The following is a 22,530-nucleotide window of genomic DNA, read 5'->3' as shown; positions in this document are numbered from 1 at the left end:
CCAGCTTTTTGGTTTCTCAAAAAATTATCCAAGCTGTTGATTATATTGATGAATTTTTCATTGCTCACTTTCATCAGGAATTTAGCCCATTTTAATTTTCATATAAAATTATCTTTTCAGATAAATTTTTATCCTATATATGCAAGCCAAACGCACGGTGGTGATCGGTTTCCTGGGCACGCAGCTCGACAATGGCAGGGGCGCCGCGCGCTGGGAGAAGTGGCGTCCCAGCGTGGCGCTGACGCGGCACGACGACAAGGTCATCGACCGCTTCGAGCTGCTGTACACGGGGCCGCAATTCGAGAACCTGGTGCGTCAGGTGTCGCAGGATATCGCCAGCGTGTCGCCGGAAACAGAGCTGGTGGCACACGACCTGCCGATCACGGATGCCTGGGATTTTGAAGAGGTGTACGCGGCGCTGTATGATTTTGCCAGCAGCTACCCCTTCGATCCGGACCAGGAAGACTACTGGATCCATATCACCACCGGCAGTCATGTGGCGCAGATCTGCATGTTCCTGATGACGGAAGCACGCTATTTTCCCGGCCGCCTGGTGCAGACCTCGCCACCGAAACGCCAGAATGCGAACAATCCGGGCAGCTACGCCTTGATCGACCTCGACCTGTCGCGCTATGACCAGATCGCCCAGCGTTTTACGCGCGAGCAGGCGGCCGGCGTGGCGTTTCTGAAGTCCGGCATCGCCACCCGCAACGCGCGCTTCAATACCATGATCGACGAAATCGAGCGCGTCGCCATCAAGTCGAAAGCGCCGATGCTGCTGATGGGGCCTACCGGCGCAGGCAAATCCTTCCTGGCGCGCCGCGTATATGAGCTGAAAAAATCGCGCCACCAGCTCGATGGCAAATTCATCGACCTCAATTGCGCCACCCTGCATGGCGACGGCGCGGCCTCCACCTTGTTCGGCCATATCAAGGGCTCGTTTACAGGCGCAGGTGCCGATCGCCCGGGCTTGCTGCGCAGCGCCCACAAGGGCTTGCTGTTTCTCGATGAAATCGGCGAACTGGGACTCGACGAGCAGGCCATGCTATTGAAGGCGATCGAGGAAAAGCGGTTCTTCCCGGTCGGCGCGGATACGGAAGTACAAAGCGACTTCCAGCTGATCGCCGGCACCAACCGCGACCTGGGAAAAGAGGTGGCGGCCGGCCGCTTTCGCGAAGACCTGTATGCGCGCATCAATCTGTGGACGTATGCATTGCCCGGCCTGGCCCAGCGGCCGGAAGACATTGAGCCGAACCTGGAATACCTGCTGGCGCAATACAGCGTCGAGTCCGGCGAGCGCGTGCGCTTCAACAAGGAGGCGCGCGAACGTTTCATGCGCTTCGCCATGTCGCCATCGGCCGCCTGGCGCGGCAATTTCCGCGACCTGTCGGCGGCCGTCACGCGTCTTGCCACCCTGTCGGAAGCTGGCCGCATTACCGACAACGTCGCCGAGGATGAAATCAGGCGCTTGAAACGGCTATGGCAAACGCACGATGGCCAGGCCGGCGGTGCGGACATCGCGCTGGCGGCCATCATGGGCGAGGAAGCGGCGTCGCAACTGGATCTGTTCGATGCGCTGCAGCTGCGCTCGGTGATCGAGATATGCCGGCAATCGAACAGCCTGTCCGATGCGGGGCGCAAATTGTATGCGGTGTCGCGTGATGCAAAGGCCAAACCCAACGACGCCGACCGGCTCAAGAAATTCCTGGCCCGCTTTGCATTGAGCTGGGATACAGTAGTCATGGAAAAACAAGAGAACTGAACATGATCCCTGAAGATATACGAATCGAAATCATGCGCCGCCTGGCGGCCGTGGAAGAAAAAGAACGCGTACGGATTTTGCTGGCGATCGAGTCTGGCAGCCGCGCCTGGGGGTTTGCTTCGCCCAATAGCGACTTCGATGTGCGCTTTATTTATGCCAGGCCGCAGGACTGGTATCTGGCGGTCGACCTGGAAGACAAGCGCGACGTGATTGAATATCCCATCGTCGACGATATCGACCTCAATGGCTGGGATATACGCAAGGCGCTGCAGCTGTTCTGGCGCTCGAACCCCGCCGTGATCGAATGGATACAGTCACCGATCAACTATATCGACCAGGGCGGCTTCAAGGCCGGCATGCAGGAATTGCTCGATTCCGTCTATACGCTGGAAAAGGGCATTTATCATTACCGCAGCATGGCCAAGACCAATTACCGCGGCTATCTGATGGCGGAGATGGTGCCACTGAAGAAGTACTTTTATGTCCTGCGCCCGCTGCTGGCCACGCGCTGGATAGAAAGCTACCGCACCGCGCCGCCGATCGAGTTTTCCGCACTGCTGCACTTGCTGCCCGAAGGCGAGGGCTTGCTGGAAGAAGTCCAGATGCTGCTCGAAAAGAAAAAGGTCGCGCTGGAAAAGGAACTGGCGCCACGCATAGACAAACTTAATTTGTTTATCGAAGCCGAACTGGTCAGGCTGGAAAACTTCAGCGTCGAGAAGGAAGAAAAGGCAGGTGGGATGGAGCAGCTGAATGCGTTGTTCCGGAAAATGCTGAGCGCTGGGGGCGCGTAATCGGACGCCCGTAATGCCAACCATGTTGTCGGCTTACGCGCTGCGCGCTAAGCCGACCTACGTACATTCGCGGTCCCGTAGGTCGGATTAGCGGGGCCGCCTAGGCGTAGCGTAATCCGACACCACCCGCGGCGCATGCCATCACCACAAACCACCAGACGAAAAAAAACCCCACCATTGCTGGCGGGGTTTTCTTCTACTGCGAATAACAAGCCTGACGATAACCTACTTTCACACTGGTTGCAGCACTATCATCGGCGCAAAGTTGTTTCACGGTCCTGTTCGGGATGGGAAGGGGTGGGACCAACTTGCTATGGTCATCAGGCATAACTTGGACTGACGGTTGCTCCCGATGGGGCAGCAGCGTCATGAATCTGGAAGAAGCAAAGATTGGGGTAATGAATGTCGTATCAACACACACGCAACGTTGTACCGTCTTATCCTCTGCACCTGCTAAGGTTATAGGGACAAGCCGTACGGGCAATTAGTACTGGTTAGCTTAATGCATTACTGCACTTCCACACCCAGCCTATCAACGTCCTGGTCTCGAACGACCCTTCAAAGAGCTCAAGGCTCTGGGAAATCTCATCTCAAGGCAAGTTTCCCGCTTAGATGCTTTCAGCGGTTATCTCTTCCGAACTTAGCTACCCGGCAATGCCACTGGCGTGACAACCGGTACACCAGAGGTTCGTCCACTCCGGTCCTCTCGTACTAGGAGCAGCCCCCTTCAAATTTCCAACGCCCACGGCAGATAGGGACCAAACTGTCTCACGACGTTTTAAACCCAGCTCACGTACCACTTTAAATGGCGAACAGCCATACCCTTGGGACCGGCTACAGCCCCAGGATGTGATGAGCCGACATCGAGGTGCCAAACTCCCCCGTCGATATGAACTCTTGGGAGGAATCAGCCTGTTATCCCCAGAGTACCTTTTATCCGTTGAGCGATGGCCCTTCCATACAGAACCACCGGATCACTATGTCCTACTTTCGTACCTGCTCGACTTGTCAGTCTCGCAGTTAAGCACGCTTATGCCATTGCACTATCAACACGATGTCCGACCGTATCTAGCGTACCTTCGAACTCCTCCGTTACACTTTAGGAGGAGACCGCCCCAGTCAAACTGCCTACCATGCACTGTCCCCGATCCGGATCACGGACCAAGGTTAGAACCTCAAACAAACCAGGGTGGTATTTCAAGGTTGGCTCCACGAGAACTAGCGTCCCCGCTTCAAAGCCTCCCACCTATCCTACACAGATTGGTTCAAAGTCCAATGCAAAGCTACAGTAAAGGTTCATGGGGTCTTTCCGTCTAGCCGCGGGTAGATTGCATCATCACAAACATTTCAACTTCGCTGAGTCTCGGGAGGAGACAGTGTGGCCATCGTTACGCCATTCGTGCAGGTCGGAACTTACCCGACAAGGAATTTCGCTACCTTAGGACCGTTATAGTTACGGCCGCCGTTTACTGGGACTTCAATCAAGAGCTTGCACCCCATCATTTAATCTTCCAGCACCGGGCAGGCGTCACACCCTATACGTCCACTTTCGTGTTTGCAGAGTGCTGTGTTTTTATTAAACAGTCGCAGCCACCAGTTTATTGCAACCCTTTCACCCTCATGGAGTAAACCAATCAAGCTACCGGGGCGTACCTTTTCCCGAAGTTACGGTACCAATTTGCCGAGTTCCTTCTCCCGAGTTCTCTCAAGCGCCTTAGAATACTCATCTCGCCCACCTGTGTCGGTTTGCGGTACGGTCTCGTATGACTGAAGCTTAGAGGCTTTTCTTGGAACCACTTCCGATTGCTTCGTGCACAAGTGCACTCGTCCCATCCCCTTGAATCCTGCGCCCGGATTTGCCTAAGCGCCTTCTATGAGACAGAAACTGACTATTCCAACAGTCAGACAACCTTCCGCGATCCGTCCCCCCATCGCATCATACGACGGTGCAGGAATATTAACCTGCTTCCCATCAGCTACGCATCTCTGCCTCGCCTTAGGGGCCGACTCACCCTGCTCCGATGAACGTTGAACAGGAAACCTTGGGCTTACGGCGTGGAGGCTTTTCACCCCCATTATCGCTACTCATGTCAGCATTCGCACTTCTGATACCTCCAGCATCCTTTACAAGACACCTTCGCAGGCTTACAGAACGCTCTCCTACCATATCCAATAAAGGATATCCGCAGCTTCGGTGACTGGCTTAGCCCCGTTACATCTTCCGCGCAGGACGACTCGATCAGTGAGCTATTACGCTTTCTTTAAATGATGGCTGCTTCTAAGCCAACATCCTGACTGTTTTAGCCTTCCCACTTCGTTTTCCACTTAGCCAATCTTTGGGACCTTAGCTGGCGGTCTGGGTTGTTTCCCTCTTGACGCCGGACGTTAGCACCCGACGTCTGTCTCCCAAGCTCGCACTCATCGGTATTCGGAGTTTGCAATGGGTTGGTAAGTCGCAATGACCCCCTAGCCATAACAGTGCTCTACCCCCGATGGTGATACTTGAGGCACTACCTAAATAGTTTTCGGAGAGAACCAGCTATTTCCAAGTTTGTTTAGCCTTTCACCCCTACCCACAGCTCATCCCCTAATTTTTCAACATTAGTGGGTTCGGACCTCCAGGGCGTGTTACCGCACCTTCATCCTGGCCATGAGTAGATCACTTGGTTTCGGGTCTACACCCAGCGACTGATCGCCCTATTCGGACTCGATTTCTCTACGGCTTCCCTAGTTGGTTAACCTTGCCACTGAATGTAAGTCGCTGACCCATTATACAAAAGGTACGCAGTCACGGAACAAGTCCGCTCCTACTGTTTGTATGCACACGGTTTCAGGATCTATTTCACTCCCCTTCCGGGGTTCTTTTCGCCTTTCCCTCACGGTACTGGTTCACTATCGGTCGATTACGAGTATTTAGCCTTGGAGGATGGTCCCCCCATATTCAGACAGGATGTCACGTGTCCCGCCCTACTTGTCGTACGCTTAGTACCACCGGTCCGATTTCACATACGGGGCTATCACCCGCTATGGCTCCTATTTCCAGAGGATTCTGTTATCGGTCCGACTATCACGTACAGGCTCTTCCCATTTCGCTCGCCGCTACTTTGGGAATCTCGGTTGATTTCTTTTCCTGCAGCTACTTAGATGTTTCAGTTCGCCGCGTTCGCCTTGCATGCCTATGTATTCAGCATGCAATACCCTAAAAGGGTGGGTTGCCCCATTCGGAAATCTGCGGATCAAAGTGTGTTTGCTCACTCCCCGCAGCTTATCGCAAGCTACTACGTCCTTCATCGCCTGTAATCGCCAAGGCATCCACCATGTGCACTTATTCGCTTGTCCCTATAACGTTAGCCTCTGAAGACCGAAGTCATCAAAGAGCGCTACAGGGATAAGAAAGTACAACGTTGTTGCTTGTTTGTTGATACATACAATCATTACCCATCAAATCGCCTCATGCATTCCTGCACGCATAGACTTGATCAATAAATAATCTTTACTTCTTCCAGATTGTTAAAGAACGAAACAGCAATGATCGCTAAAAGATCAAACCTAAACCTACCGGCTTACGTTTGCACTTTCAAGTACTTGGTGGAGGATGACGGGATCGAACCGACGACCCCCTGCTTGCAAAGCAGGTGCTCTCCCAGCTGAGCTAATCCCCCTGGGTATGACTGGTAGGGCTGGTTGGACTCGAACCAACGACCCCCGCGTTATCAACACGGTGCTCTAACCAGCTGAGCTACAGCCCCAACGCGGTGCTACTGACGACTACTGTTTCTTCTTAATTAAACAGCCGATAAGTGTGAACATTTGATGGTGAAGCATTGCTGCCTCGTGCAAACTCTAGAAAGGAGGTGATCCAGCCGCACCTTCCGATACGGCTACCTTGTTACGACTTCACCCCAGTCACGAATCCTACCGTGGTAAGCGCCCTCCTTGCGGTTAAGCTACCTACTTCTGGTAAAACCCGCTCCCATGGTGTGACGGGCGGTGTGTACAAGACCCGGGAACGTATTCACCGCGACATGCTGATCCGCGATTACTAGCGATTCCAACTTCATGCAGTCGAGTTGCAGACTACAATCCGGACTACGATACACTTTCTGCGATTAGCTCCCCCTCGCGGGTTGGCGGCGCTCTGTATGTACCATTGTATGACGTGTGAAGCCCTACCCATAAGGGCCATGAGGACTTGACGTCATCCCCACCTTCCTCCGGTTTGTCACCGGCAGTCTCATTAGAGTGCCCTTTCGTAGCAACTAATGACAAGGGTTGCGCTCGTTGCGGGACTTAACCCAACATCTCACGACACGAGCTGACGACAGCCATGCAGCACCTGTGTACTGGTTCTCTTTCGAGCACTCCCTGATCTCTCAAGGATTCCAGCCATGTCAAGGGTAGGTAAGGTTTTTCGCGTTGCATCGAATTAATCCACATCATCCACCGCTTGTGCGGGTCCCCGTCAATTCCTTTGAGTTTTAATCTTGCGACCGTACTCCCCAGGCGGTCTACTTCACGCGTTAGCTGCGTTACCAAGTCAATTAAGACCCGACAACTAGTAGACATCGTTTAGGGCGTGGACTACCAGGGTATCTAATCCTGTTTGCTCCCCACGCTTTCGTGCATGAGCGTCAATCTTGACCCAGGGGGCTGCCTTCGCCATCGGTGTTCCTCCACATATCTACGCATTTCACTGCTACACGTGGAATTCTACCCCCCTCTGCCAGATTCTAGCCTTGCAGTCTCCAATGCAATTCCCAGGTTGAGCCCGGGGATTTCACATCAGACTTACAAAACCGCCTGCGCACGCTTTACGCCCAGTAATTCCGATTAACGCTTGCACCCTACGTATTACCGCGGCTGCTGGCACGTAGTTAGCCGGTGCTTATTCTTCAGGTACCGTCATTAGCAGGAGATATTAGCTCCCACCGTTTCTTCCCTGACAAAAGAGCTTTACAACCCGAAGGCCTTCTTCACTCACGCGGCATTGCTGGATCAGGCTTGCGCCCATTGTCCAAAATTCCCCACTGCTGCCTCCCGTAGGAGTCTGGACCGTGTCTCAGTTCCAGTGTGGCTGGTCGTCCTCTCAGACCAGCTACTGATCGATGCCTTGGTAGGCTTTTACCCTACCAACTAGCTAATCAGATATCGGCCGCTCCACGAGCATGAGGTCTTGCGATCCCCCACTTTCATCCGTAGATCGTATGCGGTATTAGCGTAACTTTCGCTACGTTATCCCCCACTCCAGGGTACGTTCCGATATATTACTCACCCGTTCGCCACTCGCCACCAGAGCAAGCTCCGTGCTGCCGTTCGACTTGCATGTGTAAGGCATGCCGCCAGCGTTCAATCTGAGCCAGGATCAAACTCTTCAGTTTAATCTCTGTTACTTTGCCATTTTACCGGCATGGTCGAACCTTTTAATCGGTTCAAACCCCTCGCATTGCGAGGTGTTTGCTCACTCAAAAAACTGACAGGCCACTACTTTCGTAGCGTCCTATTTCATTATTTCTTGTGAACATTTGATATTTTAAGTTTGACGTCAATCCGAAGATCAACGCTGCACTTCATCAAATGCCCACACTTATCGACTGTTAATTGTTAAAGAACGGTATTCGGTACTGCCGCATTTCTGCGATTCGCGCTATCGACAAAGCGTTGTGTTTGTCATCTACGAAGAAGGAAGAGTATGAAGCATTTCACTAAATCCGTCAACACCTTCTTTTTTCTGCTTCACTCGGCATTTGCATGCGTCGTTCAGCGAGGGGGCGAATTATATCCCTGCCTTGAAAAGTCTGCAAGAGGCATTTTTGGCGTTCTCGAATATTGCTGTGTGATATCGTGACACCAGCATCCTTGCACCGCATCCACTTACTTTCATGCCTATTCCCCATATCCCATCCACGGCCAACACCACCCTGGCCGGCGAGCTCGACCACGCCATCAATCACAAGACCAAGCCGCTGGGCAGCCTGGGCCACCTGGAAGCCCTGGCGCGCCAGATTGGCCTGATCCAGCAAAGCACGCAGCCCGCAATCACCGAACCGGCGATTATCGTGTTTGCTGCCGACCATGGCGTGGTCGCCGAAGGCATCTCCGCCTATCCACAGGACGTCACCTGGCAAATGGTGGAAAACTTCCTGGGCAATGGCGCGGCCATCAATGTGTTTGCTCGCCAGAACAACAGCGCCTTATATATAGTGGACGCGGGCGTGAAACATGACTTCGGCCCGCGCGACGGCTTGCTCGACCGCAAGCAAGGTCAGGGTACCCGCAATTTCGCGCAGGAACCCGCGATGACGGCGCAAGAGTGCGCGTCCGCCATGCAGGCCGGCATGGACCTGGTCGACACCCTGCCTGGCAATGTGCTGGGCTTTGGCGAAATGGGCATCGGCAATACCACCGCCGCCGCCGCGCTGATGCACAAGCTGACCGGCACGCCGGTGGCGCAGTGCGTGGGCGCCGGTACGGGATTGTCCGCAGACGGCGTCCTGCACAAGCAGCGCGTGATCGAAGCGGCGGTGATCAAACATGCGCAGGCCATGGAAGCGCTCGATGTGCTGGCCACCTTTGGCGGCTTTGAAATTGCCATGATGGCCGGCGCCATGCTGAAGGCGGCCGAACGCCGCATGGTGCTGCTGATCGACGGCTTTATCGTCAGCAGCGCACTGCTGGTGGCGGCACGCTTGCAGCCGGCCATCCTCGATTACTGTGTGTTTGCGCACTGCTCTGACGAAAACGGCCACCGCCAGTTGTTGGCCAGCCTGGATGCGCGGCCTTTGCTGCAGCTGGACCTGCGCCTCGGCGAAGGCACGGGCAGCGCGCTGGCCCTGCCGCTGCTGCATGCGGCCGTCAATTTCCTGGCGCAGATGGCGACCTTCGGCTCGGCCCAGGTCAGCGAAAAGTCGACACACTGATCATGCTGCATCAATTGCGTCTGTTCTTTACCGCGCTGCAGTTCTTCACGCGCCTGCCGATTCCACGCTGGGTCGGCTACCAGCCCGAGTGGCTGCAGCAGTCGTCGCGTTATTTTCCGCTGGTGGGCGTGGTGGTCGCCGGCATCTGCGCCGCCGTTTATATATTGGCGAGCTGGCTGCTGCCGTCGCACGTGGCCGTGCTTCTGGCCGTCGCCGCCGGCATCTACCTGACGGGCGCTTTTCATGAAGACGGCTTTGCCGACATGTGCGACGGCTTCGGCGGTGGCCTGACGCGCGAACGGGTGCTGGAGATCATGAAGGATTCGCGCATCGGTGCGTATGGTGCGATCGGCATCCTGTGCCTGCTGGCGATCAAGGCTGGCGCGCTGGTGTCGCTGCCGCCCGAGATCGTCGCAGCAGCGTTCTTTATCGCCCACCCGCTGTCGCGCCTGGCGGCCGTGTCGCTGATCTGGGCCATGGACTACGCGCGCGACGAGGGCAAGTCCAAGCCGATGGCTCAATCGATGAGCACCGGGGAATTTGTGATCGCCGCCATCTGTGGCCTGCTGCCGGCAGTGATCTGTGGCTTGCTGGGACTGCTGGACTGGAGCGCGCTGGCACTGGCAGTGCTGGCGGCCACCGCCAGCGCCTGGTTCCTGGGCCGCAAATGCCAGCGCCGCCTGCAAGGTTATACGGGCGACTGCCTGGGCGCCGTGCAGCAGGTGGCGGAGGTGGCGGTCTACCTGGCGATCCTGACCAGCTTCCAGCCATCCCTGCGCTTTTATTAAGCGATGAAATTGATCCTGGTGCGCCATCCGGCGCCGGACGTCGCCAGCGGCATCTGCTATGGCAGCAGCGATGTTGCAGTAGCGCCACACATTCTGGCGGCGGCACGCGCCAGCCTGCGCGGCAGTTTGCCGACGCATCTGCCCATGTATACGAGTCCCTTGTCGCGCTGCGCCGCGCTGGCGTCAACGCTGGCAGGCGATCTGCGGGCCAGCCGGTTCACGCACGATGCGCGCCTGATGGAAATGGATTTCGGCAGCTGGGAACTGCGCGCCTGGCACGACATCGCACGCGGCGAGATCGACGCCTGGGCCTTTGATCTGGCGCATTACCGGCCGGGCGGCGGCGAAAACGTGCTGGCGATGGCCACCCGCGTTGCGGCGTTTCTCGATGATCTGTTGCGCGAACAACACGCGGCCGTCATCGTCATTTGCCATGCCGGCACCATCCGCCTGCTGTCGGCCTTGCAGGCCGGCCTGCCATTGGCGGAAACCGCCCTGCTGGCCGCTTCCGGCGCACACAAAATCGCCTATGGCGCAGTGGTGACGCTCGATTTTCAGCGAGCTATAGTCACGCCAGCCATATGAGTCCGGCCCGGCTGCACGTATAATGGCAGGGTTTTGGTGCCCGCGTTCATGTCATGAATGCAGTTAAACGGGAAACACGATGCCGAGCCAAGGCCAACGTGTGCTGCCCCCGCAACGGTAAACAAGTGTCGCCGCTTTCGACTCGAAAGCGCCCGACAAGCTGTCCCTGACAACCACTGTGCCGATAGCGGCATGGGAAGGTAGGACAGCCTCGCTTGCAGCCCGGATACCGGCCAGAACAGGTGGAAGTGTGTGAACGGGGAGGTTCGCGTATCCGACTGGCCCAAGTATTCCAGGCCGTCTTCGAGCGTCATCCTCAGTTCCGTACTTCTGTTCAATCTGGCCAACGGGGACGTCGGCTGGTTGCTTCTTACTTACTGAAAATTATCATGACCCTTGCTGTTTCCCGCCACGCGGCCCTGACGTCGCTCGCGCTAGCCATTGCTGCGCCTTCCGCTTTTGCCCAAGCCACCACCGATACTTTTGACCCTGTCGTCATTACCGCCAACCGCTATCCGCAGCATCTGAGCGAAGTACTGAGCGACACGCAAACCATCAGCTCGGAAGACATCGCACGCTCGGGCGCCAGCTCGGTCGTCGACCTGCTGCAAAAACAGCGCGGCATCGAAGTGGCGCGCAACGGCGGCCCGGGCACCTCGGCATCGGTCTTTATCCGCGGCGCCAACAGCAACCAGAATATCGTGCTGGTCGACGGCGTGCGCATCGGCTCGTCCACCCTGGGTACGGCCAACTGGAGCGCCCTGCCCCTGTCGAGCATCGACCACATTGAAATCGTCTACGGCCCGCTGAGCACCATGTACGGCGCCGACGCCATCGGCGGCGTGATCCAGATCTTCACCAAGAAAGGCGAAGGCCCTGCGCGCTTCTCCGCGGCGGCCGGCTACGGCAGCAACAACACACGCCAGGCCGAAGCACAGGTATCAGGCGCCACCGGCGGCTACAACAGCTTCAGCTACTCGCTGGCAGCGAGCAAGGAAAAATCGGATGGCTACTCGGCCTCGAAGCTGGGCGCCTCGTCGTTCACCTACAATCCGGATAAAGACGGCTACGACAAGGAAAACGTCAGCGGCCAGATCGGCTACCAGATGGCCAAGGGCCACCAGGTGGGCCTGGCATTCCTGAACAGCAAACTGGACGCCCAGTACGACAGCGGCCCGGGCTACGACTCGCGCAGCAAGCAGAAGCTGGAAAACATCTCGGTATTTACCAAGAACGAATTCCTGCCCAACTGGACCAGCGAACTGCGCTATGCGGAAGCGCGCGACAAGTCGGGCGACGACAGCGCCGCCGCATCGTGGGGCAAGAGCCAGATCGACACCAAGCAGACCGACCTGACCTGGCAGAATGACATCCGTTTCGGCCGCGACAACCTGCAAGTGCTGGCCAGCTACCGCGACGAAGACGTGATGTCGAGCAGCACGCCGGAAGTAACGGGCTCGCGCAACACCAAGTCGTTCGCCGTCTCGTACAACCTGGTACGCGGCGCGCACCTGGCCAGCATCAGCGGCCGTCGTGACGACAGCTCGGCATTCGGCAACCACAATACGGGCAGCATCGCCTACGGCTACCGCTTCACCAATGCCCTGCGCGCCACCGCCAGCTACGGCACCAGCTTCCGCGCGCCGACCTTCAATGAGCTGTACTACCCGGGCTATGGCCTGGCGACGAACCAGCCGGAACGCGGCCGCAACGCCGAACTGGGCCTGCGCTATGACGACGGCGTCTCGAAACTGAGCGCCAGCTACTACCACAACAAGATCACCGACCTGCTGGTCAACACCACGCCTTGCCCGGACCCGACCTTCACCGGCACATTCGGCTGCGCCTACAACGTCAACAAGGCGCTGCTGGAAGGCCTGACGATTGCCGGTTCGCGCAAGTTCGGCGCCTTCAATGTGCAAGGCAATATCGACCTGCAAGATCCACGCGATGAAACCAAGGACAAGCAACTGGTACGCCGCGCCAAGCGTCACGCCAGCTTTGCCGCCGACTACAGCCTGGGCGCGCTGACCACCGGCGCCGAATGGCAGTTGTCGGGCAAGCGTTTTGAAAACGCCGCCAACACCACCACCCTGGGCGGCTATGGCCTGGTCAACCTGTACGCCACCTACCAGGTCAATCCTGACTGGTCGGTACTGGCGCGCTGGAACAATATCGCCGGCAAGGACTACGAACTGGCCCGCTTCTACGCGACCCCAGGCTCGAAATTCTTCGTGGGCGTACGCTACGGCATGAAGTAAGCAACTTGTTGATGTAAGCTGCGGGCGGTGACGGTAACGCCATCGCCCGCAGTGCGGTTCCGCAGTCCCCGTTTTCAAGGTATGCATGCATCCATTTTTCCGCAACATGCGCCACCGCGCGACGGTGATCCTCGCGACACTGCTCGTGTGCGCGGTTGTCAGCCTGATTTTCTCCGGCATGACCGGTTCGATCGCGATCCCGCTCGCCGACCTGCCGTCCGCCCTGTTTCACCTTATTCAGGGCCACCCCGATACCCTTGCCGCCACCCTGCTCGACCTGCGCCTCGGCCGCGCGCTGACCGCCTTTGTCACGGGCGCCGCGCTGTCGCTGGCCGGCGTGATGATGCAGGCGCTGCTGCGTAATCCCCTGGCCGACCCGTATGTACTGGGCATCTCGTCCGGCGCCTCGGTCGGCGCCCTGGCCGCGCTGCTGTTCATGTGTTCTCTGTGGGTGGTCGATGCGGCCGCCTTTGCCGGCGCCGTCGGCGTCTCCATGCTGCTGTATCTGTTTGCCCGGCGCGACCTGCGCGGCGGCACGGCGGCCGAAGGCGGCGCGTCAATGCTGCTGCTGACAGGCGTGATCCTGTCGTCGGCCTGCATGGCCATCGTCACCCTGATGCTGTCGATCGCCCCCGAAAGCCGCTTGCGCAGCATGGTGTTCTGGATGATCGGTGACCTGTCCGGCGCGCCATCGCGCGCCATGCCCTGGCTGGTGCTGGGCGCGGTCATGATTTTCGCACTGCGCAGCGCTCGTTCCCTGAACGTGATGGCGCTGCATGCGGAAGCGGCGGCTACCCTCGGTGTGCGCGTGGGCGCGCTGCGCAAGGGCCTGTTTTTCTGTTCCGGCCTGCTGACGGCCAGCGCCGTCACCAGCGCCGGCAGCGTGGGCTTCGTCGGCCTGATCGTGCCGCACGCGCTGCGCTTTGCCTGCGGCCCCGACCACCGCGTGCTGATTCCCGCTGCGGCGCTGGCCGGCGGCACCTTTCTGGTACTGGCCGACACCGTCGCGCGCACCGTGCTGGCGCCCTTGCAGCTGCCGGTCGGCGTGGTGACGGCAATGATAGGCGCCCCCGTGTTCCTGTATCAGCTGCACCGGCTGCGCCGCAAATGAGGCCACGATGATACGTACCTACCAACTGGGCCTGAAGGCAGGCAGCCGTACCCTGCTGGAAAACCTGAACTGGCGCATCGGCGAAGGCGAATGCTGGAGCATCATCGGCCGCAATGGCGCCGGCAAAAGCACCTTGTTGCGCACCCTGGCCGGCCTGCGCGACCCCGATGCCGGCCACGTCACGATACAGGGCCGCGCACTGATCGACTGGCCGCTGGGTGCGCTGGCGCGCCAGCGCGCCTTTTTGGCGCAGGCGCGCCACGACGCGTTCTCCTACCGCGTGATCGAAACCGTGCTGTCGGCCCGCCACCCCTACCACGACAACCATTACTGGGAAGGCAGCGACGACCAGCGGATCGCGCTCGCCTCGCTGGCGGCGATGGAAGTGGCACACCTGGCCGAACGCGACGTGCGCAGCCTGTCCGGCGGCGAGCGCCAGCGCGTGGCGATCGCCGCCATGCTGGCGCAGGATACGCCCATATTATTACTCGACGAGCCGGCCAACGCGCTGGACCTGGCGCACCAGGTCAGCGTGATGGGACTGTTGTCCAAACTGTGCCGCGAACAGAACAAAACCGTGGTGATGGTGGGCCATGACCTGAACCTGGCGCACGGCATATCGAGCCACGCGCTGCTGATGATGGGCGATGGCGGCTGGCTCGCCGGCAGCGTGGCCGAGGTCATGCAGGCATCCATCCTGGGCGACTACCTGGGCCACCCGATCGAGATCATCGAACACGGCAAACGCAAGATATTCATACCGAAAGAGGACTGACATGAGCGACACCACCCCACCGAACGACGATACCGCGGCAATCAACGAACGCCACCGCGTACGCATGGAGCGCAAAAAAGCCATCATCGACGCGGCGATCGCCAAGGCCGACAAGGAAATCGGCATCATCATCGTCAACACCGGCAATGGCAAAGGCAAGAGTTCGAGCGGCTTCGGCATGGCGATCCGGGCCATGGGCCATGGCATGAAAGTGGGCGTGGTGCAGTTCATCAAGGGCGCGATGTCGACCGGCGAGGAAAAATTCCTGCGCCGCTTCCCCGACGAAATCAGCTTTCATGCGATGGGCGAAGGCTATACCTGGGAAACCCAGAACCGCGAACGCGATATCGAAAAAGCCGAGCTGGCGTGGGAACAGGCCAAGACTTTCCTGGCCGATCCCAGCTACGGCCTGGTGCTGTTCGACGAACTCAATATCGCCCTCAAATACAAATACCTGGACGTGCACAAGGTGATCGCCGACCTGCTGGAACGCCCCGCCATGCAGCACGTGGTGATTACCGGCCGCGGCGCGCCCGAGGAATTGATCGCGATTGCCGACACGGTGACCGAGATGGCGGTGGTCAAGCATGCTTACGCGGCCGGCATCGGTGCGCAGGCCGGCACGGAATGGTGAAGGTCGCATGACACGGACGCTGGTGCTTGGCGGCGCGCGCTCGGGCAAGAGCGTGTATGCCGAACGGCTGGCCCGTGACTCGGGCAAGGAGGTGGTGTATCTCGCCACCGCGCAGGCCGGCGACGGCGAAATGGCGACGCGCATCGCGCATCATCGGGAACAACGCCCGAATACCTGGCCCACGGTGGAAGAGCCGCTGCGCCTGGGCGCGGCCCTGCTGGCGCATGCGCAGCCGGGCCGGTTGCTGCTGGTCGATTGCCTGACCCTGTGGCTGACCAATCTGATGTTTTCGTCGGGCGAGGCGTATCCGGACGTGGGCGACATCGTGCTGCCCGAACTGTTCCATAGCGAGCGCGCGCATCTGCTGTACGCGCTGGCCGAACTGGAAAACAGCGGCTGCGACATCGTGCTGGTGTCGAATGAAGTCGGGATGGGCATCGTGCCGGTCGGCGCCATTTCGCGCTGCTTTACCGATGAAGCGGGACGCTTGAATCAAGCGGTGGCGGCCATCTGCGATCGGGCGGTATTCGTCGCCGCCGGCCTGCCCTTGTATCTGAAAGGCGGCCCATGCTGAGCGGCTTTTCGCTGCCGCTGCTGGCCGGCCTGATGACGGCCGGCGTGCTGCTCGACCTGATTCTGGGCGAGACGCGGCGCTGGCATCCGCTGGTCGGCTTTGGCAAGCTGGCCGGCGCCATCGAGCGTGCTCTCAACTTGGGCCGCGCGCGTTTTATGCGCGGCGCGCTGGCGTGGACGCTGGCCGTGGTGCCGATCACGTACGCTGCATGGTGGTTGTGCGGCCTGGCCGGCGCCGCGTTGCACGTGTTCTTGCTGTACCTGTGCCTGGGACTGCGCAGCCTGCGCGACCATAACCAGCCGATCGCCGCGGCGCTGGTTGCGGGCGACCTGGGCACCGCGCGCCGGCTGACGGCGCGCATCGTCAGCCGTGATACAGCCAATGCCGACGCTGCCAGCCTGGCCAAGGCCAGCACCGAGTCCCTGCTGGAAAACGGCAATGACGCCGTGTTCGGCACCCTGTTCTGGTTTGCGATTGCCGGCGGCCCCGGCGCCGTCTTTTTCCGCCTGGCCAATACCCTGGACGCCATGTGGGGCTACCGCACGCCGCGCTATGACTGGTTCGGCTGCTGCGCCGCGCGCATCGACGATGTGCTGAACTATGTGCCGGCGCGCCTGACCGCCCTGTCCTACGTCGTGCTGGGAAAAACCATGGCCGATAAAAAACGCGCCTGGCAATGCTGGCGCACGCAGGCGCCAGCCTGGGGCAGCCCGAACGCCGGCCCGGTGATGGCCAGCGGCGCGGGCGCCCTGGGTTTGGCCCTCGGTGGCGACGCCGTCTACGATGGCGAACTGGAACGGCGCCCGCCGCTGGGCAGCGGCCTGCCGGCGGCAGCCCGCGATATCGACCGCGCCTGGCGCCTGGTGATGGAGACCACCGTGCTGTGGCTGGTCTGGGTGGCGCTGGCCGCCGGACTGTTTTATCTGCAAGGACGCCATGTTGCTTGAACACGGGGGCAATCTGCGCGAGGCCGCGCGCGCCTACGACCGGCCGCTGGAACAGTGGATCGACCTGTCGACCGGCATCAATCCGCACTGGTATCCGGTGCCCGCTACCACCCCAAACGCCTGGCACCGCCTGCCGGAAGCCGATCCCGCGCTGCCCGATGCCGCCTGCGCGTATTACGGCGCGCCGGCCATGCTGCCGGTGGCCGGCACGCAGGCCGCCATCCAGGCCCTGCCCCGCTTGCGCGCGCCTGGCCGCGTGGTGGTCGCCGCCCCCTCGTATGCGGAACACGCCCACCACTGGGGCCAGCATGGCCATCAACTGCGGCAGGTGCCGTACGCGCAGTTGAACGACGCCGTCGACGAGTGCGAGGTGCTGGTGGTCTGCAATCCGAACAACCCCACCGGCGCGCGCATCGCCCCCGAACAGCTGCTGGCGTGGGCTGAAACACTGGCGGCGCGCGGCGGCTGGCTGGTGGTCGACGAGGCGTTTGGCGACACGGAGGATGCGGCCAGCCTCGGTGCATATGCCGGCCAGCCCGGACTGCTCGTGCTGCGCTCGGTCGGCAAGTTCTTTGGCCTGGCGGGCTTGCGGCTGGGCTTTGTGGCGGCGCATCCCACGCTGCTGGAAAAGCTGGCCGCGATGCTGGGGCCATGGACCGTCAGCGGCCCGGCGCAGCAGGTGGCGCTGGCGGCCTTGTCCGATACCGGCTGGCAGCAGGCCATGCGCGCGCGCCTGAAAAATCAGGGCGAACGGCTGCGCCAGTTGCTGGCGTCATGCGGCATCGCCAGCACGGGCTGCGCGCTGTTTCAATGGTGGCCGGAAGCGCGCGCCGAGGACTTTCACCGCCATATGGCCGAACGCGGCATCTGGGTGCGGCTGTTCCGCCATGCGGCGCGCGGCATCCGACTGGGGCTGCCGCCCAATGAACCCGCCTGGCAGCAGCTGGAGCAGGCACTGATCGCATGGAACAAGGAAAACACATGACATACTGGACGATGACACTGCTGGCCACCGTGCTGGCCTTGCCTGCGCACGCCGCCATCACCGTGCGCGATGACGACGGCAATGCCGTCACGCTGGAGAAGCCGGCGCAGCGCATCCTGGCGCTGGCGCCGCATATCACCGAACTGCTGTTCGCGGCCGGCGGCGGCGAGAAAATCGTCGGCGTGGTCAGCTACAGCGACTATCCGGAAGCGGCAAAAAAAATCGCCAACGTGGGCGACAACCGCCAGTACGACATGGAGCGCATCATCGCCATGAAGCCGGACCTGATCGTGGTGTGGATGCACGGCAGCGCCGAGCGCCAGATCGCCATGCTGCGCCAGCTGAAGGTGCCGATCTATCACAGCGATCCGAAAAAGCTGGCTGATATCCCGAACAATATGGAGCGCCTGGGTCAGCTGATGGGCACGGAAAAAGTGGCCGCGCCGGCCGCCACGCAACTGCGCGCCAGGCTGGCCAGCATGAGGGCGCAATACGCGCAGCGCCCGCCCGTGCGCCTGTTTTACCAGGTGTGGGACAAGCCGCTGTACACCATCAGTGGCGCCAGCATCATCAGCGACGCCATGCGCGTGTGCGGCGGCCAGAATGTGTTTGGCGCGATGAAGGTGGTGGCGCCGGTCGTCACGGCCGAAGGCGTGCTGCAGGAAAATCCGGAAGCGATCTTCGCCACCAGCGAAAAAAGCGATGCGGACAGCGAAGGCGGCCTGGCCATGTGGCGTGTCTTTCCGTCCCTGGCGGCGGTGCGCAACAACAATCTGTTCCGCCTGAATGGCGATCTGCTGAACCGCGCCGGCCCGCGCATGGTCGACGGCACCGCCGCCATGTGCGAAAAACTGGAACTGGCCCGCCAGCACCGCAATACGCCTGCCGCGAAAGCAGCCAAATGAGCCACTACCAGCGCATCGCCTGCCTGTCGACCGAAGCGGTGGAAACGCTGTACGCGCTCGGCGCCGAAGACGTTATCGCCGGCATCTCCGGTTTTACGGTGCGCCCGCCGCGCGCGCGCGAAGAAAAAACCAAGATCAGCGGCTTTTCCTCGTCCAGCCTGGAACGCATCCTGGCCGTGCAGCCGGACCTGGTGATCGGCTTTTGCGACATGCAGGCCGATATCTGCCGCGACCTGGTCAAGGCCGGCGTCGAGGTGCACCAGTTCAACCAGCGCACGGTCGAGGGGATTGTGCGCATGATCGCCGTGCTGGCGGCGCTGGTGCGGCGAGAGGAAGCGGGCCGGGAACTGGTCGCCAGCCTGCGCGCCGACCTCGCCCGCGCGCAGCAGCGCGCCGCGCCCTGGACAAGCAAACCGGTGATCTATTTCGAAGAGTGGAACGAGCCTTTGATGAGCGGCATCGGCTGGGCGGCGGAGCTGATCGAACTGGCCGGCGGCGCCGATGCGTTTCCGGAATTGTCCGCACAGCCGGGCGCGAAGGAACGCATTATCGCCGACCCGCTGGACGTGGTGCGGCGTGCGCCCGACATCATTATCGCCAGCTGGTGCGGCAAGAAATTCCAGCCCTTGCAACTGACGGCGCGCCCGCAATGGGACACCATCCCGGCCGTGCAAAACGGCATGGTGTTCGAGATCAAGTCGCCCGACATTCTGTCGCCCGGACCTGCCGCCATTACCGAAGGGCTGCGCCAGATCAGCGATATGGTCGCCCTGTGGCAGGCGCAGCAAGCATGACGGTGCCGTTCCACACCCTGATGGTGCAGGGCACGACCTCGGACGCCGGCAAGAGCACCATCGTCGCCGCCCTGTGCCGGCTGATCAGGCGGCGCGGTGTCAGCGTCGCGCCGTTCAAGCCGCAGAACATGGCCCTGAACAGCGCGGTGACGGCCGACGGCGGCGAGATCGGCCGCGCGCAGGCGCTGCAGGCCATGGCGTGCGGCATCGCGCCGCATACCGACATGAATCCGGTGCTGCTGAAACCGTCGTCGAACACGGGCGCCCAGGTGATTATCCACGGCAAGGTGCGCGCCGAAATGGATGCGCGCGACTACCAGCAATACAAGACCGTCGCCATGCTTGCGGTGCTGGAATCCTACGCGCGGCTACGCCAGCAGTACCAGGCGGTGATCGTCGAAGGCGCGGGCAGCCCGGCCGAGATCAATCTGCGCGCGCGCGATATCGCCAACATGGGGTTTGCGGAAGCCGTCGACTGCCCCGTGATCCTGGTCGCCGATATCGACCGTGGCGGCGTGTTCGCCCACATTATCGGCACCCTGGCCTGCCTGTCGGACAGCGAACGGGCGCGCATTATCGGCTTTGTCATCAACCGCTTTCGCGGCGATATCTCGCTGCTGCAGCCGGGCGTGGACTGGCTGGAACAGCAGACGGGCAAGCCGGTGCTGGCCGTGCTGCCGTATTTGCAGGGGCTGTTCCTCGACGCGGAAGATGCGGTGGAGTCCATGCAGGCCGAACGCGGGGCATTCACGGTAGTGGTGCCGCAGCTGCCGCGCATCAGCAACCATACGGATTTCGACGCGCTGCGCGCCCATCCGGGCATCGATCTGCATTTTATCAAACAGGGCCAGCCGATACCACCGGCCGATCTGGTGATCCTGCCCGGCAGCAAGAACACGCGCGGCGACCTGGCATGGCTGCGGCATGAAGGCTGGCCCGCCTATCTGGCAAAACACCTGCGCTATGGCGGCAAGGTGATCGGCATCTGCGGCGGCTTCCAGATGCTGGGCGAGAGCGTGCGCGATCCGCTCGGGGTGGAGGGAAACGCGGGCGTGTCCGCCGCACTGGGCCTGCTGGCGATGACGACCGAGCTGACGGCCGACAAGCGGCTGGTGCAGGTGACCGGCCAGTGTGCGTTTGCGGGCGCGGACAAGGCCCTGGTCTGCGGCTATGAAATCCATATGGGCGTGTCGCTCGGCGCGGCGCTCGATCAGCCGGCCTTTTTGATCGATGGCCGGCCGGAAGGGGCGGTATCCGGCGACGGGCAAATTTTGGGCAGCTATTTGCACGGCATGTTCGATACCCCCGCCGCCTGTTCGGCCCTGCTGCGCTGGGCCCGGCTGGAGTCCAGCCATGTGGTCGATACCGGCGCGCTGCGCGAAGCGAGCCTGGAGCGGATTGCCGATGCGGCCATGCCGTTGATGGCGGCGCTGGAACGCCACGAATACTGACGCCTAGTTTTTCAGGCAGGTGCCCATGTAGGTGCGGTCGGTCGAAAACTCGACCGCCATGCTGGACGACACCGGCATGAACATCGAGTAATCGGCCGGCACGTCGGCCGGGTCCTTGAACACGGCGATACCGTCGAAATCGACGGCTTGCGCACCCAGGCCCAGCTTGTTGATGGTGATGGCTTCATCGTGCGTCTTGCCGGCGGTGTTGTTGGTGATGGTGGCGGTGCTGCCGGCCACCACGATTTTTGCGCTGATGCCGGGCGCCACGCAGGCGTAGCTGCCGGCGATCTCGGTGCCGATCTTTTGCTGCTTGGCCGCCACCATGGTGCCCACGCGCAGCACGTTTTCCTGGTTGCGGCCGTAGCGGTCGATGAACAGCGCCAGCCCGCGGTCGCCGGCATGCACATGAACGATGCCGAAATCCTGCTGTCCCTGGCGGGCGATGATCAACCCGCGCGCCGCATCCCGGACCAAAGTCAGGCTGGCGTTTTCCGCCGCCAGTTGCGGCGAGATGGCCGTGCAGGCGCCTTGCGCATTGAACACGCCGCCATTGCACAGTTGCGCGCTGCCGTCGGCAGCGATCCGCAGACTGCCTTTCGGGTTGAAGGGGCTGCCGCCGTTCGAGGCGTTGCGCATGGCGCCGAGGAAAATATAATTGCCGGCCAGCTTGGCCACATCGGTGGCGGCATAGCCACTGCCGCTGACGTTCGAACTCATGTTGCCCAGTTTGATCGTTCCCGTCAGCAAGCGCGTGCGCGCATCGACGGCGAGGCTCAGGTCGGTGCCCGTATAGGTCGTGATATTGCCGCTGGTGACCGCCGTATAGCTGCCGCTGCGGTCGACCAGGCCGAACTGCGTCGACAGTACCTTCACGCTGAAGGTTTTCTTCACATTGTCAAACGTGATGCGCCAGGTGTCGCCGATCTCGGCCGCCACATCGTACACGCTCTCGTCCGCATTGGCGCCGGCGATCACGGTCAAGCCTGCTGCTGCGGCCACCGCTTGCGAAGCCACCGTCACGGCATCGGCCACAGGCGTGACGGGCGGCGTGACCACCACCGGTGGCGTGACGGGCGCGGCAGGCGAACTGTCGCTGCCGCCGCCACAGGCGGACAGGGCAGCGCCCAGCAACAAAAGCGGGAAGACGTTTTTCATGAGATGGGACTTTCCAGGGTGAGGATACAAGGTCAGTCCCCATGCTAATGATGGCGTGGAAATATTACTATAGAACAATTGTTCCATGGACT

The 22,530-nt window shown here is 60.6% G+C and carries 16 protein-coding genes, 2 tRNA genes, 3 rRNA genes and 1 riboswitch; of the genes, 15 read left to right on the top strand and 6 right to left on the bottom strand.

The annotated features are described in order from the left end of the window. Positions 1-139: 139 nt before the first annotated feature. Complete coding sequence (rtcR, locus tag Q8L25_RS05920) at positions 140-1,762, top strand: RNA repair transcriptional activator RtcR (protein ID WP_308923990.1); 1,623 nt, start codon at positions 140-142, stop codon at positions 1,760-1,762. Positions 1,763-1,764: 2 nt separating this feature from the next. Then, positions 1,765-2,553, top strand: coding sequence for a nucleotidyltransferase domain-containing protein (locus tag Q8L25_RS05915; protein ID WP_308923989.1), 789 nt, complete (start codon positions 1,765-1,767; stop codon positions 2,551-2,553). Between the two features lie 212 nt (positions 2,554-2,765). Here the strand turns inward: Q8L25_RS05915 and rrf are convergent. From rrf to Q8L25_RS05890, 5 genes are all read right to left on the bottom strand, one after another. Continuing rightward, positions 2,766-2,878, bottom strand: a 5S ribosomal RNA gene (gene rrf / locus Q8L25_RS05910). A 138-nt stretch (positions 2,879-3,016) separates the two neighbouring features. Then, positions 3,017-5,892 (bottom strand): 23S ribosomal RNA (locus Q8L25_RS05905). A 247-nt stretch (positions 5,893-6,139) separates the two neighbouring features. Continuing rightward, positions 6,140-6,215 (bottom strand) — tRNA-Ala (locus Q8L25_RS05900). 10 nt (positions 6,216-6,225) lie between these two features. Continuing rightward, positions 6,226-6,302: transfer RNA gene (locus Q8L25_RS05895), tRNA-Ile, on the bottom strand. A 98-nt stretch (positions 6,303-6,400) separates the two neighbouring features. Then, positions 6,401-7,931 (bottom strand): 16S ribosomal RNA (locus Q8L25_RS05890). The 16S, 23S and 5S rRNA genes sit together here with 2 tRNA genes alongside, the layout of an rRNA operon. Positions 7,932-8,432: 501 nt before the next feature. Here Q8L25_RS05890 and cobT point away from each other — a divergent pair. From cobT to Q8L25_RS05825, 13 genes are all read left to right on the top strand, one after another. Continuing rightward, on the top strand, positions 8,433-9,470 hold the full coding sequence (gene cobT / locus Q8L25_RS05885) for a nicotinate-nucleotide--dimethylbenzimidazole phosphoribosyltransferase (RefSeq protein WP_308923988.1): 1,038 nt from the start codon (positions 8,433-8,435) through the stop codon (positions 9,468-9,470). 2 nt (positions 9,471-9,472) lie between these two features. After that, positions 9,473-10,258 carry an adenosylcobinamide-GDP ribazoletransferase gene (locus Q8L25_RS05880; RefSeq protein WP_308923987.1) on the top strand — a complete coding sequence of 262 codons (786 nt, stop codon included), beginning with the start codon at positions 9,473-9,475 and terminating at the stop codon, positions 10,256-10,258. A 3-nt stretch (positions 10,259-10,261) separates the two neighbouring features. Beyond that, a complete protein-coding gene (locus Q8L25_RS05875) occupies positions 10,262-10,843 on the top strand; it encodes a histidine phosphatase family protein (RefSeq protein WP_308923986.1) in 582 nt (193 codons plus the stop codon). A 17-nt stretch (positions 10,844-10,860) separates the two neighbouring features. Further along, a riboswitch (cobalamin riboswitch) is annotated at positions 10,861-11,096 on the top strand. Positions 11,097-11,232: 136 nt separating this feature from the next. Then, positions 11,233-13,104 carry a TonB-dependent receptor domain-containing protein gene (locus tag Q8L25_RS05870; RefSeq protein ID WP_308923985.1) on the top strand — a complete coding sequence of 624 codons (1,872 nt, stop codon included), beginning with the start codon at positions 11,233-11,235 and terminating at the stop codon, positions 13,102-13,104. Positions 13,105-13,189: 85 nt separating this feature from the next. Next, positions 13,190-14,215, top strand: a complete 1,026-nt coding sequence (locus Q8L25_RS05865) for an iron ABC transporter permease (protein ID WP_308923984.1) — start codon at positions 13,190-13,192, stop codon at positions 14,213-14,215. Positions 14,216-14,222: 7 nt separating this feature from the next. After that, positions 14,223-14,990 carry an ABC transporter ATP-binding protein gene (locus Q8L25_RS05860; protein WP_308923983.1) on the top strand — a complete coding sequence of 256 codons (768 nt, stop codon included), beginning with the start codon at positions 14,223-14,225 and terminating at the stop codon, positions 14,988-14,990. Between the two features lies 1 nt (position 14,991). Next, a complete protein-coding gene (gene cobO / locus Q8L25_RS05855; protein WP_308923982.1) occupies positions 14,992-15,624 on the top strand; it encodes a cob(I)yrinic acid a,c-diamide adenosyltransferase in 633 nt (210 codons plus the stop codon). A 7-nt stretch (positions 15,625-15,631) separates the two neighbouring features. After that, positions 15,632-16,198 carry a bifunctional adenosylcobinamide kinase/adenosylcobinamide-phosphate guanylyltransferase gene (gene cobU, locus Q8L25_RS05850; protein ID WP_308923981.1) on the top strand — a complete coding sequence of 189 codons (567 nt, stop codon included), beginning with the start codon at positions 15,632-15,634 and terminating at the stop codon, positions 16,196-16,198. Next, a complete protein-coding gene (gene cbiB / locus Q8L25_RS05845; protein ID WP_308923980.1) occupies positions 16,192-17,145 on the top strand; it encodes an adenosylcobinamide-phosphate synthase CbiB in 954 nt (317 codons plus the stop codon). The genes cobU and cbiB overlap by 7 nt, the downstream gene beginning before the upstream one ends. Continuing rightward, positions 17,138-18,130, top strand: coding sequence for a threonine-phosphate decarboxylase CobD (cobD, locus tag Q8L25_RS05840; protein WP_308925659.1), 993 nt, complete (start codon positions 17,138-17,140; stop codon positions 18,128-18,130). Before cbiB ends, cobD begins: the two co-directional genes overlap by 8 nt. Further along, entirely contained in the window at positions 18,127-19,035 is a 909-nt protein-coding gene (locus Q8L25_RS05835) for a cobalamin-binding protein (protein WP_308923979.1), read from the top strand. The genes cobD and Q8L25_RS05835 overlap by 4 nt, the downstream gene beginning before the upstream one ends. Next, a complete protein-coding gene (locus tag Q8L25_RS05830) occupies positions 19,032-19,829 on the top strand; it encodes an ABC transporter substrate-binding protein (protein WP_308923978.1) in 798 nt (265 codons plus the stop codon). Before Q8L25_RS05835 ends, Q8L25_RS05830 begins: the two co-directional genes overlap by 4 nt. Next, entirely contained in the window at positions 19,826-21,280 is a 1,455-nt protein-coding gene (locus Q8L25_RS05825; protein ID WP_308923977.1) for a cobyric acid synthase, read from the top strand. Before Q8L25_RS05830 ends, Q8L25_RS05825 begins: the two co-directional genes overlap by 4 nt. A gap of 3 nt (positions 21,281-21,283) precedes the next feature. Here Q8L25_RS05825 and Q8L25_RS05820 read toward each other — a convergent pair whose 3' ends face one another. After that, on the bottom strand, positions 21,284-22,438 hold the full coding sequence (locus tag Q8L25_RS05820) for a hypothetical protein (protein ID WP_308923976.1): 1,155 nt from the start codon (positions 22,436-22,438) through the stop codon (positions 21,284-21,286). Between the last annotated feature and the right edge of the window lie 92 nt (positions 22,439-22,530).

Origin of the sequence: Janthinobacterium sp. J1-1, from assembly GCF_030944405.1 — a bacterium.
Taxonomy (GTDB): domain Bacteria; phylum Pseudomonadota; class Gammaproteobacteria; order Burkholderiales; family Burkholderiaceae_D; genus Janthinobacterium.
The sequence above is the reverse complement of the archived record's forward strand: the minus strand, read 5'-3'. Positions and strand labels throughout refer to the sequence as shown.